Source organism: Sphingosinicella humi, assembly GCF_003129465.1.
Taxonomy (GTDB): domain Bacteria; phylum Pseudomonadota; class Alphaproteobacteria; order Sphingomonadales; family Sphingomonadaceae; genus Allosphingosinicella; species Allosphingosinicella humi.
Genome location: NZ_QFFF01000001.1, coordinates 1,611,127 through 1,625,029, shown reverse-complemented (window position 1 = coordinate 1,625,029; position 13,903 = coordinate 1,611,127). Strand labels below are relative to the sequence as shown.

Genomic DNA, 13,903 nt, shown 5'->3' with positions numbered 1-13,903 from the left:
TTCTATTCCCTTACTTCGGACGCTTGGCGCCGTATTTCGAACGGCTCTGCTTGCGGTCCTTGACACCCTGGGTGTCGAGCACGCCGCGAAGCACGTGATAGCGCACGCCCGGAAGGTCGCGCACACGGCCGCCGCGGATCAGGACGACGCTATGCTCCTGAAGGTTGTGGCCCTCGCCGGGAATGTAGCTGATCACTTCGCGCTGGTTGGTCAGGCGGACCTTGGCCACCTTCCTGAGCGCGGAGTTGGGCTTCTTGGGGGTCGTCGTATAGACACGGGTGCAGACCCCGCGCTTCTGCGGGTTCTGGTCCATCGCAGGGACCTTGGATTTGGCCTTCTGCGGTTCGCGACCCTTACGGATCAGCTGGTTGATCGTCGGCATTGAAGCCCTTCACCTTTTCTCAAGTTACTCTACTGTCACGCAAAATGCACAAAAACCCCGGCGGCCATATCGGCCCCCCAGGCCCTTCGCGAACGTGCAGCAATGTTCAAGCTCTTGCCCGTTAAAGGCAGCGTCTGGTCTGTTTAAGGAACCACCACCAGCCCCGAGGCAGGGGCGGCCTATAGCGGCGGGGCACATGTGGGTCAACTGCTCACGTTTGTGAAGAGGACCGTGCTCAAAAACAGACGTCAGCGGCTACGCCTCAGTGGACCCGCACAAAGGCTCGGCCGCTAGCAGATTGCTCTTCGTCGCGGACGCGATAGTCGAACCGGGCAAGACCGCGAAAACCCGGGAGAGCCTTGATTCGCAAAACACCGTCGGATCCGACTTCCACGGATATGTGATTGACGTTGGCGGGAGCGATCGAAATCATGTCGATCATCGGCGTCGTCAGCCCGCCGAAAGTGATGTTCGGATAGAAGCGCCAATCATTGCTCGATAGTCGCCTTAAAGCACCATCGTGCTGGTCGAGGACGATCTCTCCGCCCGCAGGCACTTCTCGATAATCGGGTCCAGCGACAAGGAGATCTTCGACGAATTGACGCGGTGTATCGGCGTATACCGCGAAATCCTCTGCGATACTGGTGGGAGTTCGTGCGAGAATCGACGCAATCTCGGCATTCGCGTGACCCCTCAGCAGACTTTGCACCTGGGGCATTACGTCAAATACCAATCCAAGTTCGAATCGGCCTATAGTATCTATGTCGTCGACGAGATCCGGGACGGCGGAGGCATAATCGGACAGCAACTCGGCCGCCGCCTTTGTGGCCTCGTCTGTTGCAGCTGTCGCGAGGTTCATCGAGTGGATCAGCGTTTCCATATCGGTTGCAGAGCGCAGATCGCCTCGGCCTCCATCGGCAATGAATTCGCCAAACCGCCGCAGGCTTTCCTCAGTAGAAAAGAGGTCAGCCTCAGAAGAATTTCGTCCATACCCCGGGGAAAGGAGAATGCCCACCGCCAGCAGCTGCAGGTTGACCGAAGTTAGGCGCGCAGCGTCGCGCGCAGTAGCGGGATCAGATGACCTAAGTCCTCCGCCGGCGTGAAAGGTGAGGAGATCACGACCGTCGGAAATGGGTTGAGGACCTTCCCGCAGCCGCAGCGCGCTTATGACGGAGCTCGAGTTTCCAGCACCTTCTATGACTGTAGTGAGCGGCGATACCGTCGTCCCCCCAACGGGGGAGCTAAAGGACCAAGTGAAGCCGCTTGCCGGATCGATGCCTAGTACTCCCACCAACTGGGTCGGCGTATCCGGCGGCAAACGTCTGCGCGACCCCGGGATGATCACGCCAGTCACGCCGTTCCCGAACTGCCCTTTTCGGTTCGTGAATACGGCCGTCGCATCGTTCGAGAAGGGGCGGTCCGGCGGCTCTTGAAAATAGCCAACCCCAATCAGCGGCATGCCAAGTGAGGTCGTAAAGGTGAGATGGTCGGGAGGAGGTGGTGGCGGCGGTGGCGGGGGTGGTGGCGGTGGCGGGGGTGGCGCAGTGTTGGAACCGCCCCCGCTTCCTCCCCCCGAACCGCCTCCTCCGCAGCTAGCCAACAAGCAAGCCAATGCGATGGTCGCCGCTCCGACCAGCAAACGATTCCGTTTCACGAGTCCCCCTGTTCGTCCCCCGACGAGTAGAAAGTCGCGAAAAAACGCTAATTGTCAATTCGATACTTGACCGAGACTACCAGGATGCCTTTTGGAGAGCCCAAGGACTTACCCCTGCGGGCAAGGTGTTATTCAGTTGTCTTGCCGTCGAAATGGTCTTTGTCGTGGTCGTACTCGGCTTGAGCCTTGTCCTTGTGAACCACCCCGTCGCGGTGCTCGGGCGGGCCGTAAAGCGTGTAGAGCCGCAGCGGGCTGCTGCCGGTGTTGACGACGTTGTGACGAGCGCCGGCCGGGACGATGACGGCGAAATCGTCCTCGACGACGTTTGCGGTCCCGTCGATGCGGATTTCGCCGCGGCCTTGCTCGATCCGGAAGAACTGGTCGCGATCGTGGTGCACTTCCTCGCCGATCTCCTCGCCGGGTTTCAGCGTCATCAGCACGAGCTGAAGGTTCTTGCCCGTATAGAGAACGCGTCTGAAATCCTCATTCTCGACCGTCCGCGTCTCGATATTGTCGACATAGCCCTTCATCGGATCCTCCCTGCCACCTTGCAGTTCAAACAGCGCTCGAGGCCGTGTGTTCCCGTCGCGGCTCCCACCATTGCTCCGCCCGCGCCACTCCCCTACATGGCGAAGCCGGTGTCCGCGGGGAGAGACTATGCTGCTTGCCTTTTTCGACGTTCTTCAGCTGCTGCTGACGGTGCTGACCTGGATCATCATCATCCAGGCGATCCTAAGCTGGCTCGTCGCCTTCAACGTCATCAACACCTATAATGATTTCGTCCGTTCGCTCCTCAATGCGCTCGATCGGATCACCGAGCCGCTCTACCGCCCCATCCGCCGCATCCTCCCCGACTTCGGCGGCATCGACTTCTCGCCGCTCGTCGTGCTGCTGCTGATCTATGTCGTGCGTATCCTGCTCGGCGGGGTCGCGGCCGACATCGCCTACTGAGCCGCCATGAGCGCCGACATCATCGACGGCAAGGCCTTCGCCGAGGGCCTGCGCGCCCGCATCGCGGAGGCCGTGCCCACCTTCGTTTCGGCCAAGGGCCGCAAGCCCGGCCTCGCCGTCGTGCTGGTTGGCGAGGATCCGGCGAGCCAGGTCTATGTCCGCTCCAAGGGCAAGGCGACGGTCGCGGCCGGCATGGAGAGCTTCGAGCACAAGCTGCCGGATACGACGACCCAGGAAGAGCTGATCGCCCTCGTCGAGCGGCTGAACGCGGACGAGTGCGTCGACGGTATCCTCGTCCAACTGCCGCTCCCCAAGGGTGTCGACGACAAGGCCGTGATCGCGGCGATCGACCCGGCCAAGGACGTGGACGGCTTCCACATCGCCAATGCCGGCAAGCTCGCGGTGGGTGAAGAGGCGCTCGTGCCCTGCACGCCGCTCGGCTGCCTGATGCTGCTGAAGGACCGGCTCGGCGATCTCTCCGGCCTCGACGCCGTCGTGGTCGGCCGCTCCAACATCGTCGGCAAGCCGATGGCGCAACTGCTCCTCCAGGAGAATTGCACCGTCACCGTCGCCCACAGCCGGACGCGGGATCTTCCCGGTGCAGTCCGCCGCGCCGACATCGTCGTGGCGGCGGTCGGACGGCCAGAAATGATCAGGGGCGATTGGCTGAAGCCCGGCGCCACCGTGATCGACGTAGGCATCAATCGCATCCCCGCCAAGGAGGCAGGCAAGACCCGCCTCGTCGGCGATGTCGAGTTCGCGAGCGCCAGGGATGTCGCCGGCGCCATTACGCCGGTGCCTGGCGGCGTGGGCCCGATGACGATCGCCGTCCTGCTGCGCAACACCCTCGTCGCCGCCCATGCCCGGGCCGGCCTGCCGCCGCCCGCCGGACTGTGATCGAGCTCCTCACCTCGGCGCTGGTGACCTTCTTCGTCATCATCGACCCGCCGGGATGCGCACCGATCTTCGCCAGCCTGACCCAGGGCGCCCCCCACGCGCAGCGGCGGGCGATGGCGATTCGCTCGGTGCTGATCGCCGCCTCCATCCTCATCTTCTTCGGCCTGTTCGGCGAGGATCTCCTCTCCGCGCTCGGCGTCAGCCTCGCCGCCTTCCGCATCGCGGGCGGCATCATGCTGTTCCTGATCGCGCTGGAGATGGTGTTCGAAAAGCGCACCGAACGGCGGGAGCACCGCGCGCAGGAGGTCAATGCCACGCCGGAGATCGAGGACATCTCCGTCTTTCCTATGGCGATCCCGATGATCGCCGGGCCCGGCTCGATCGCGTCCATCATGCTGCTGATGGCGCGGAGCAACGGCCTTCAGGAATCGCTGATCGTGCTCGGCGCTCTTCTCGCCATCCTGCTCCTGACCCTTGTCGCGCTGCTGATGGCGAGGCCGCTGATGCGCCTGCTCGGCCACAAGATGGAGGCGATGATCACCCGCCTGCTCGGCGTCATCCTCGCCGCGCTCGCCGCCCAGTTCGTGATCGACGGCATCGCGATCAGCTTCAACGCCTGACGACGCGCCACATCCGGTAGGGCGAATTCTTCGGCAGCGCGATCGGCTCCAGCCAATCCGGCACCTGGCCGCGTGACAGCTGCACGTAGAAGCCCTGGGGCGCGCGAGAGCGATAGATGGTCGATTCGGACAGGTTCGGGCAAATCAGCACATAGTCGATGCCCCGCCGGGCAACGATGGCATGCGCATTGTCCGCCGAACCCCGAAAGGCCTGCATGACGTCCAGGATGGCGTCCCCGTTGCGGTGATAGGGACCGGCGACGGCGTCGTGATGGGTGACGGTGATGAGGCGCGGCCCGAGGTCGACATGGGTGAGGACATAACCCTTGGGCCGCAGCGCGATCGGACGCAGCGCGGCCAGCGTCGGGCATTTGGCATTGGCCGCGCTGACGGCCTTCGCCCCGGCGCTCGTCGGCTCCGGAAAGGCGCGGACCACCCACTGCACGGCGATGCCGGAGATGAGCAGGAAGGCAACCAGGACGGCCACGGCGCGCAACGCCAGGTTTGGAATCGACCAGGCCCGGCCGACGACCATCCATGCCAGGGCCGCGGCACCCGGGATGGCGAGAAGCTGGGCCGCCGGCGTCGCCCGCGTCTGCCAGAAGAGAAGGGCCACTGCGATCAACGCCGACAGCGCGATCGCCGCCCAGGGCGTCAGCGCCGCCTCGTCGCGCCGCAGCCGCCAGATCGTCACGCCATAGCCGATGAGCCCGGCGACCGGCAGCGCCAAGCCGTTGACGATCGTCTGCCAGCTATGGGTGTAGATCGGGCGAGCCTCGCGAACGTGGCTAAGCCACATCTTGTAGAGCTCCGGCGAGACGCCTTCCGGCCGACTGACGCAGTCCGGCCAGGCGAGCGCGAACCCGCCCGCCAGCAGTGCGCCCGCCAGCGCCGCGGCAGCAAGCCGCAGCAGCGGGCGCCCCAGTCGAAGCCAAGCGAGGAGCACCGCCAAGGCTCCCGCCGCCGCCATCACAGACAGCCAGACCGGAGAGAGCGCATCGCAGACCGGAGCCCTGTTCGCATCGGAGGCGAAGATAAGGTAGCCGAGCGTCGTGCCGCCGGCGAGGCTGGCGCCGTAAGCGGCCAATCGGCGCGCCTGGCCCGCATCGCGGATCCACATGAGCGCCGTCGCCGCGCCCGCGACGGCAAGATAGATCAGCATCTCCAGGCCGATCGAGAGCGAGAGCGCGGTGGCGATTCCGGTGACGGCGCCGCCGCGCGCGCGCTTGCGATCGGTCAGGCCGAGGAGCACCAGGCTCAGCATCGCCAATTGCCAACCATGATGGTCGATGCGCAGCGGCAGCCACATGCTTTTGGCGGAATGGGCGTAGAGCAGGAGCAGAAGGGCGAAGATATAGGCGGTCGGCGCGATCAGCCGGCGGCACAGGATGGCGAGCGACGCCATCGCCACCCCCATCGGCAGCATGGGCGCGACCGCGACCGCCACCTTCTCGGCCTCCGCTCCCGACATGAACAGCCTGAACAGCAGCATGAGCCCGGCCAAGGGCAGGTCGACCAGCCGCGACCAGTGGATGTCGGCGCCATAAGGGGGATCGAGCCGATATTGGCGGAGGTCGAACCAGCCCTGCCCCGCCAGCAGCGCCCGGGCCTCCATCATCCTCAAATTGTCGTCGGTATCGCCGAGCGCGAACCAGCCGATATATTGCCACCGCGCCCAGACGAAGGCAGCCGCCGTCGCCAGCCAGAAGAACGTCACCAACAGCCGCCAATGCCGGTCGAAATGATCGGCGGTGAAAATCATGCCGTCGGTCGCCCCTTCCCAATCCCTTGCACCGGCATTAGTCGCTGCGAAGCAAAGGGCAACCCGCGGGATTAAGGCGAGCGACAAGGAATGGATGGCGTTTCAGTCCTGTTCGGCCAGCTTGTCCGCTATGGCCTTACCGGCGCCTTCGTCACCGCGCTCGGCGCCGCCCTCTATTGGGTCACGGCGACGTTCCTGGGCGTCCATCCGCTCATCGCCAATTGGCTCGCCCATCTGCTTTGCGTCGCCATCGGCTACGTTCTGCACAGCCGCTGGAGTTTCCGGGGGCATGGCGGTCGCGACAATCCGGCGCGCCGGACGGGTCGTTTCTTTCTCGTCACCCTGGTAAGCTTCTGTCTCAATAGCATATTCGTCTGGATATTGACCGGACCGTTGCTGGACGGCCCCACCTGGTGGCCGATCGTGCCCATGCTGTTCGTGACGCCCTTCGTCACCTTCGCCCTCAACCGCCGCTGGGTTTTCGTCTAATGGAGCGTGTCGTCTACGACCGCATGGCGGAGCTCGACAGCCGCCATTGGTGGTACCGGGCGCGGCGGGAGATACTGGCCCGCCTCATTGAACGGAAAATCCGGCTGCCGAAGGACGCCCGCATCCTCGAAATCGGCTGCGGAACCGGTCACAATCTCGCCATGCTCCGCCGCTTCGGCCACGTCGATGGGATCGAGATCGACGCGGCCGCCCGGGCGATCGCCAGCCGCCGTCTCGGCCATGCCGTGAGCGAGGCAAGGCTTCCGGACCTCCCCGGCGTTCCCACCCATCACTACGATCTCGTCGCGATCCTCGACGTGCTGGAGCATGTCGGGGAGGATAGCGCCTCGCTCGCCAGCATCGCCCGCCGGCTGAAGCCAGGCGGCCGCATCCTGATCACGGTCCCGGCCTTCCCCTGGATGTGGAGCACGCACGACGTCGTGAACCACCATCATCGTCGCTACACTCGCGGGTCCCTCCGCAAGGCTGTCGCGGAGGCAGGGCTGCATGTCGAGTTCCTGAGTTGGTTCAACAGTCTTCTCTTCCCGCTCGCCGCCGCCGCACGGCTGGCGGGACGGCTGACCGGCAAGGAGGACAGCGACGACAAGCTGCCGCCCGGACCCGTCAATGGACTGTTCGAGACGCTGTTCGGCTTCGAGCGTCACCTCATCGGGCGAATGCCCTTCCCGCCTGGGGTCTCGCTGGTCGCGATCGTCTCGGCCTCGTGAGCGACATGGCCGAGCTGCGGCCGACCGGCGGCTCGTCCGGCAATATCCGACACGATGTAGAGGGGCCGTCGCTTCGCCTCGATATAGAGCCGCCCCAGATATTCGCCGATCATGCCGAGCACGAACATCTGCACCGCGCCGAGAATCACAACGACCAGCATCAGCGACGTCCAACCCTGGATCGTGCTGCCGCTCAGCCAGCCGATCGCGATGTAGAGCAGCAGCAGCAGCGAGGCGCCGACCAGCCATAGGCCGATATGGCTCGCCAGGCGCAGCGGCGCGGTGGAGAATCCGGTCACCGCGTCGAGCGCGAAGCTGATCATCTTGCCCAGCGGATATTTGGTGACGCCGGAGAAGCGCTCCGCCCGATCGTAAGCAAAGGGCACCTGTCGAAAACCGACCCACGCCACCATGCCGCGGATGAAGCGCGCTTGCTCGGGAAGGCTCAGCAGCGCGTCCAAGGCGCGGCGGCTCATCAGACGGAAGTCGCCGGCGTCGAGCGGGATTTCCACATCCGTCAGCCGCGACAGCAACCGGTAGAAAATCTTGGCGGTCGCCTTCTTGAAATGCGTTTCGCCCGCGCGCGCCCGGCGCACGGCGTAGACGACGTCCGCCCCCTGCGCGTCCATCTCCGCCACCATCTGCGGCAGCAGTTCCGGCGGGTCCTGGAGATCGGCGTCGATGATCAGGATGCGCTCGCCCGAACAGAGGTCGAGGCCCGCCGTCAGCGCCAGCTGGTGGCCGTGATTGCGCGAGAGGTTGATCGCCACCAGCCGCTCGTCGTTCCGCGCCAGGTCCTGCATGGCCGCCCAGCTGCCGTCGCGCGAGCCGTCATTGACGAGCACGATCTCATAGGAGTCGCCCGCGCTCGCCCGCGCCGCCGCGCTCACCCGGCGATGCAGCTCGGCCAGGCACGCCGCCTCATTGTAGCAGGGGATCACAACCGACAGGGCAGGAGCGCTCATTCATTGTCCTCGCTGGCGGTCGCCCGGCGTCGACCGATCGACCACGCGATAGAGCACGCTGGCGCCGCTGCGCCAGACTTCTTCCATCCCGCGGGCAAGGACGGGAGCATAAGCGGGCGGCTCGATCAGCCAGACATAGTCGAAGGCGTTGCGCGGGAAATTAGCCAAGGCTCGGTCGATGGTTCGCCAGCCTTCCCCACGGCAACTTGTGGCGGTGACGATCTGCGAAGGATCCGTGTCGAACCCGCGCGCCGCGGGATAGTCCACCTCGAGCAGTTGCGCGCCCGCCATCGCCCACTGGTCGTTTGAAAAGGCGTGGCGGCGGACGATCGCCAGCGCGGGAAGATGCTCCAGCCGGGACATCGTCCAAGGATCGGCGCACCCCCTGCCGACGAAGCTGACCATGCGGGCATCAGGCGGAACATGATTCAGAGCGGTGAGCAGCCGGTCATAGCTGCGGTCGTAGAGCCAGAAGCTGACGGTCGTCGACATGGTTCGGACCAGCAGGAAGGCGATGCCGAGCGCGGCGAGCACGCCAGCGAAGCGGCGGCCGGCGCTCGGCTTCAGGCGGATCGCGATGACCGCGACGGCGATCATGTAGGGAACGAGGCGCATGTCGGCATAGGCGGAGCCGAACACGATACGCGGGAGCAACAGGTACACGAGCGCCAGGAACACCGCCGACGCGGCAAGATTGCGCGAATATTCAAGGCGCCGGCTGAACAGGGCGAATAGAAGCAACAGGCCGATTAGGGCGAGCGAGGCGAGATCGAAAATCTCCCACCGATCCCGTAGCGCCATGATCAGCCAGTCGAACTTGCGCTCCCAGTTGAACCAATCAATTGTTCGGCCTTCGACATGACCTCCACTGCGCCACAGCAGCATGAGCAGGACCGGCGGCGCCAGAACGAGGCAATGCAGTCCCGCCCTGAACCCGGCTTTCAGGAAGGGACGGCCAAGATCGTACTGGCGGACGAGCTCCGCCGAGAAGGCCATGACGCCGAGCGTGCCCCAGCCGTAGGTGTGGACCAGCCAGATAAGAAAGGAGATCGGAACGAAGATCGCGGCGCGCATCGCCAGATGGCCAAGCCGCGCGAGACGCAACCACAGCGCGAAGGCGAGGAAGGCCAGCGCCATCGAGAGCGCGAAATTTAGGAAGCCGAAGTGAAACGGGAAACCATAAGCGAGCGGCGCGGCGAATATGGCCGTGGGTGGCAAGCGCCCTGCAACTTCGCGGGCCACCCAAAGAAAGCCGGCCACCGTCAATGGCGGAATGGCGATCACGATCAGCTTGACGGCGAGCTCCAGCCCAAAGAGCTTTGCCGCTCCAATCACCAACAGATCGAGGCCAAGATTGCCGATCAATGCCCAGTCGAAATCGTAGAAGCGCTGCAAGCCGGGCGACGAAGCAAGATTGAGCTGAACCTCGTACCTCCCCATGTGGCCGGGCAGATCGACGAGCGGCGGTATATCCGGCCAGACCAGCGGAAGCGCGGTTAGCAGGACGAGCGCGAACGCAAAGCTGCGGGTCTGCCACCAGCCCCGCAATTTCTCGTCATCGTTGCCGATTGCGCCCACGGTCATACAAGCTCGTTTTTCCTGCTTCACGAGCGACGTCAATCGACAACAAAGGGAGCGCTAGCGTAGACGGGCCGCCAGGATCGCCCCAGACAGGGCGGCTGGTTCTGGGATGGGAGCCCGCTCACTCGATGACGTGCGCTTCCCTGGCCTGAATTGGAGTGGCCCGGGAATCAGCTGGATTGCCCGCAAGCTTCGACGCCAAGAGGCGCCGCCCGCGATAGAATTTGTGCAACAACTGAAAGCACAAGACGGCGCACCCCGCCCCGACAATACCGTCGGCGGCATAGTGCCAACCGAGCGCAATCGAGAGTAGAAAAATGAAGATGCCCGCGATTGCCATGGGCATCATCAAGCGCCGCGCAAAAATATGTACTGCGATCATCATCCAGGCGGTTGTGGCGATGTGGAGTGAGGGCATGGCTGAGATGCCGCTGCCAGGACCGAAACCGTTGCTCGAATAGATTGCCCAGAGATAGGTCGCGGCGTCCTTTGTCTCCGAAACGCTGTGCAGGTCTGAAAAACGATTCCCGTAACCCAATTGATCGAAGAAAATGGGGCCCGCTGCGGGCAGAGTAGAGTGCACCAGGGGACCGACGACTGACCATAGGGTGAAATAAGTCAGCATGACGGCCGATTTTCTTGGCGACGGAGGAGCGGCGAGAACGATCACCAAGGTCACGATCATCAGTGCGAACCAGCCTCTATGGTAGAATATCGCAGCTGGAGTTGAGTTCAGCCACGTGAGCAGCGTCCAAGGGTCACGGCCGAAAAATACTGCATGATCAACATTGGCCAGTAGCGGGTCCGCCCAAAACGGAACCAAGTAATTCAATAATGGCTTTGTCCACATGAAGGTCGTCATGTTGATGCCGGCAAGGAATATGCAGAATACTCCTAGCCCCGCGCGTCGTGGGTCATTGGCGACAGCCTTGCGCATATGAGCAATCGGGCTATCCACGCGTGCGATCAGCATGGACAAGAACCAGCAGATGCTCGCCAGGACCGCCGATGCAAGCATCCAGTAAGGAAGTATCATGACCGCTGGCATGACGCCCGCGTAGTCCGGGATCAGAACGATGGCGATCAGGCCCGACGCAACAGTGAGGGCGATACTCGGCGCCAGCCAGTCACGATCGGTCATCGCAAATTCCGTCACCTATCCGTCGGACCCTGTGCCGTTGCACGTAGCTAGCCAGCGAACTTAGAAGGAATGGTTAATGCGATTAACGATCGGGACTTGAGGTCCAATGCGTTAGCGGCGCCTCGGCTTATTCAGCCAACTCGCTCTCCGCCGGTCGCAAGCGGGCACGCGCGGACGTCGGTGCGACGGCCCGATAGCGGTCCTCCGCCTCGGCCATATAGTCGCGGGTGATCGGCAGGGCGTGGCGGTCTCGGATGTATTGGAGCTGGTAGTTCACCATGCCGCCGTAGCGGAAGGTGACGACGACGCCCGCCAGATAGAATTGCCACATGCGGAAGAAGCGCTCGTCATAGAGCGTCACGATTTCGTCGCGCTTCTCCGTCACGCGGCGATACCAATGCTCGCCGGTATAGGCGTAATGAAGGCGCAGCGTCTCGACGTCGGCGAGGATGAGCTTGGTGCGCTCGCTGGCCCGCACGATTTCCGAAAGCGCCGGGATGTAGCCGCCGGGGAAAATATATTTGCGCGTCCAGGCGTCCGTCACCCCCGGCTCGCCCATGCGGCCGATCGTGTGCAGCAGCATCACGCCGTCCGGCTTAAGGAGGCTGCGGCATTGGCGGAAGAAGGTCCGGTAATGCGGCGGCCCGACATGCTCGAACATGCCGACAGACACGATCCGATCGAACGTGCCGTCGATGTCGCGATAGTCGATCAGCTCGAACTTGACCCGCTCCGCGACGCCCGCTTCCTCGGCGCGGCGGCGTGCGACCTTCAGCTGCTCCTCCGACAAGGTGATGCCGAGCACATCCACGTCGGCGACGCGGTTGAGGTAGAGCGCCATGCCGCCCCAGCCGCAGCCTATGTCGAGCACCCGCTGCCCGGGCTGCAAATAGAGCTTGGACGCGATATGCGCCTTTTTGTCCGCCTGAGCCTGGTCCAGGCTGTTGCCGGGATCGGTGAAATAGGCGCAGCTATATTGCCGGTCCGCGTCGAGGAAGAGGTCGTAGAGCCGGTCCGACAGGTCGTAATGATGGGCGACGTTCTGCTTCGAGCGCTGCTGCCAGTTGAGCCGGTCGAGCCGCGCCAGCAGGCGGCTGCCGCTCTTCTTCACGCCCCCGTCGCCACGTCCTCGGCCCCAGGGCGCGTTGGAGCGGAACAGGTCGAGGAGATCGAGTATCTCGCCTTCGACCATCACCAGTCGGCCGTTCATATAGGCCTCGCCCCCGCCGAGCCGCGGGTCCCGCGCGATGTCTAATGCGGCGCGCCGGTCGGTCAGTCGGACGACGACTCGGCGGCGTTCCGGATCGGGGACGCCAAAGCGATATTCCCGCCCGTCATGGTCGATCACCAGAAGCTCACCGCGCTTAACCACGCGCGCAAGCAGCTTAGCCAGCAGCCACATGGGCTCGATGTTACCTCAAATCGAAACGGAAGCAATCGGCGTCGAGCGTTGCCAGCCGGGGTCCGGTGAGGCATCGCTGCCGCTATGCAGGACAGTCCCGCGGCCGCATGAAAGAACGTATCTCGCTCGCCCAGGCTCGCCGCATCGCGCTCGCCGCGCAGGGTTTCGGTCGGACGCGACCCGATCGCACCAACCATGGTCATCTCCGCCGCACCGTCGAGCGCCTGGGGCTCCACCAGATCGAGCGTCAACGTCCTCGCCCGCGCCCATTATCTGCCGGCCTTTTCCCGCCTCGGCGTCTATGATCGCCAGCTTCTCGACCGGGCGGCCTGGGGGCGAAACAAGCGGGAGCGGCGGCTGTTCGAATATTGGGCGCACGAAGCGTCGCTGCTTCCGTTCGATCTGCATCCTCTCCTGCGCTGGCGCATGGCGGCGGCCGATCGGGGCGAGATCGGCTGGCGAAGCCTGCGCGCCTTTGCAGGGCAGCGTCGCCCCGAAGCCGAGGCGATATTGGCGCGCATCCGGATGGAAGGCCCCCTCGCCGCCTCCGATTTCGACCAGGGCAAGGGCAATGGCGGCTGGTGGGGCTGGGGCCATACGAAGCAGGCACTGGAATGGCTGTTCTGGGCCGGACACATCACGACTGCCACCCGCCGCGTAAGCTTCGAGCGGGTGTACGACATCCCCGAGCGCGTGATCCCGCCTGCTATCCTTACCTTGCCGACGCCTGCCGAAGCCGAAGCGAAGCGGGCGCTGGTGGCACTTGCCGCTGGAGCGTTGGGCATCGCCACCGAGGCCGACCTGCGCGACTATTTCCGCCTGGATCCCGCATCAACGGCGACGGCGGTGAAGGAGCTGGTCGAGGACGGGGTGCTCGTTCCGGTGAGCGTGCAAGGCTGGAGCAGACCGGCTTACCTGCACCGCGAGGCCCGCTGGCCGCGACGTATCGAAGGCCAGGCCCTGCTCGCCCCTTTCGATCCGCTGATCTGGCACCGCGGTCGCGCGGAGCGGCTGTTCGGCTTTCGCTATCGAATCGAAATCTACACGCCCGCGGAAAAGCGGACGCATGGCTATTATGTCCTGCCCTTCCTGCTCGACGACCGGCTCGTCGCCCGCGTCGATCTGAAGGCAGACCGCCGGCACTCCCGTCTCCTGGTCCAAGCGACGACCCTGGAGCCTGACGCGCCGGCGGAAACGAGCGAGTGGCTCGAAAATGAACTCCAGCTCATGGCGAAGTGGCTCGACCTCGAAACGATCGATCACCGGCACCGCTAGGAGAAGTCGTTTTAGATTCTCGTCATTGCGAGGAGCGCAGTGACGACGCAATCCAG

At 64.2% G+C, this 13,903-nt stretch carries 14 protein-coding genes; 6 read left to right on the top strand and 8 right to left on the bottom strand.

The genetic code is table 11. The annotated features are described in order from the left end of the window. Positions 1–10: 10 nt before the first annotated feature. The 3 genes from rpsL to DF286_RS07995 all read right to left on the bottom strand — a co-directional run bounded on the left by rpsL (position 11) and on the right by DF286_RS07995 (position 2,566). Positions 11–382 carry a 30S ribosomal protein S12 gene (rpsL, locus tag DF286_RS08010; protein ID WP_109270953.1) on the bottom strand — a complete coding sequence of 124 codons (372 nt, stop codon included), beginning with the start codon at positions 380–382 and terminating at the stop codon, positions 11–13. A gap of 262 nt (positions 383–644) precedes the next feature. Further along, positions 645–1,841, bottom strand: coding sequence for a hypothetical protein (locus DF286_RS14955; protein ID WP_146193580.1), 1,197 nt, complete (start codon positions 1,839–1,841; stop codon positions 645–647). Positions 1,842–2,164: 323 nt separating this feature from the next. Further along, a complete protein-coding gene (locus DF286_RS07995; RefSeq protein WP_109270950.1) occupies positions 2,165–2,566 on the bottom strand; it encodes a cupin domain-containing protein in 402 nt (133 codons plus the stop codon). Positions 2,567–2,693: 127 nt separating this feature from the next. On the opposite strand from DF286_RS07995, the gene DF286_RS07990 reads away from it, so the two are divergent. Genes DF286_RS07990 through DF286_RS07980 form a run of 3 tightly spaced genes read left to right on the top strand, consistent with a single transcriptional unit; the run spans position 2,694 to position 4,504 of the window. Further along, entirely contained in the window at positions 2,694–2,987 is a 294-nt protein-coding gene (locus DF286_RS07990; RefSeq protein ID WP_109270949.1) for a YggT family protein, read from the top strand. 6 nt (positions 2,988–2,993) lie between these two features. Further along, positions 2,994–3,884, top strand: coding sequence for a bifunctional methylenetetrahydrofolate dehydrogenase/methenyltetrahydrofolate cyclohydrolase FolD (gene folD, locus DF286_RS07985; protein WP_109270948.1), 891 nt, complete (start codon positions 2,994–2,996; stop codon positions 3,882–3,884). Continuing rightward, a complete protein-coding gene (locus tag DF286_RS07980; protein ID WP_109270947.1) occupies positions 3,881–4,504 on the top strand; it encodes a MarC family protein in 624 nt (207 codons plus the stop codon). The genes folD and DF286_RS07980 overlap by 4 nt, the downstream gene beginning before the upstream one ends. Here the strand turns inward: DF286_RS07980 and DF286_RS07975 are convergent. Further along, positions 4,494–6,266, bottom strand: coding sequence for a hypothetical protein (locus tag DF286_RS07975; RefSeq protein ID WP_109270946.1), 1,773 nt, complete (start codon positions 6,264–6,266; stop codon positions 4,494–4,496). The genes DF286_RS07980 and DF286_RS07975 overlap by 11 nt on opposite strands. Before the next feature lie 90 nt (positions 6,267–6,356). Between DF286_RS07975 and DF286_RS07970 the strand changes: the two genes are divergently transcribed. Together DF286_RS07970 and DF286_RS07965 are read left to right on the top strand one after the other, a co-directional pair. After that, positions 6,357–6,755 (top strand): GtrA family protein, encoded by a 399-nt coding sequence (locus tag DF286_RS07970; RefSeq protein WP_109270945.1) that lies wholly within the window; start codon positions 6,357–6,359, stop codon positions 6,753–6,755. Next, the gene (locus tag DF286_RS07965; protein WP_109270944.1) at positions 6,755–7,483 is read left to right on the top strand and encodes a class I SAM-dependent methyltransferase; all 729 of its coding nucleotides are present in this window, start codon (positions 6,755–6,757) and stop codon (positions 7,481–7,483) included. The genes DF286_RS07970 and DF286_RS07965 overlap by 1 nt, the downstream gene beginning before the upstream one ends. Here DF286_RS07965 and DF286_RS07960 read toward each other — a convergent pair. The 4 genes from DF286_RS07960 to DF286_RS07945 form a co-directional block, all read right to left on the bottom strand. After that, positions 7,417–8,448 carry a glycosyltransferase family 2 protein gene (locus DF286_RS07960; protein WP_109270943.1) on the bottom strand — a complete coding sequence of 344 codons (1,032 nt, stop codon included), beginning with the start codon at positions 8,446–8,448 and terminating at the stop codon, positions 7,417–7,419. The two genes, DF286_RS07965 and DF286_RS07960, sit on opposite strands and share 67 nt — an antisense overlap. Next, a complete protein-coding gene (locus DF286_RS07955) occupies positions 8,449–10,032 on the bottom strand; it encodes a hypothetical protein (protein ID WP_109270942.1) in 1,584 nt (527 codons plus the stop codon). It lies immediately after the preceding gene. A gap of 118 nt (positions 10,033–10,150) precedes the next feature. Continuing rightward, positions 10,151–11,170 carry a phosphatase PAP2 family protein gene (locus DF286_RS07950; protein WP_109270941.1) on the bottom strand — a complete coding sequence of 340 codons (1,020 nt, stop codon included), beginning with the start codon at positions 11,168–11,170 and terminating at the stop codon, positions 10,151–10,153. A gap of 127 nt (positions 11,171–11,297) precedes the next feature. Next, positions 11,298–12,572 carry an SAM-dependent methyltransferase gene (locus DF286_RS07945; protein WP_109270940.1) on the bottom strand — a complete coding sequence of 425 codons (1,275 nt, stop codon included), beginning with the start codon at positions 12,570–12,572 and terminating at the stop codon, positions 11,298–11,300. Positions 12,573–12,767: 195 nt separating this feature from the next. Between DF286_RS07945 and DF286_RS07940 the strand changes: the two genes are divergently transcribed. Beyond that, on the top strand, positions 12,768–13,847 hold the full coding sequence (locus DF286_RS07940; protein ID WP_243444767.1) for a winged helix-turn-helix domain-containing protein: 1,080 nt from the start codon (positions 12,768–12,770) through the stop codon (positions 13,845–13,847). The last annotated feature ends 56 nt before the right edge of the window (positions 13,848–13,903 follow it).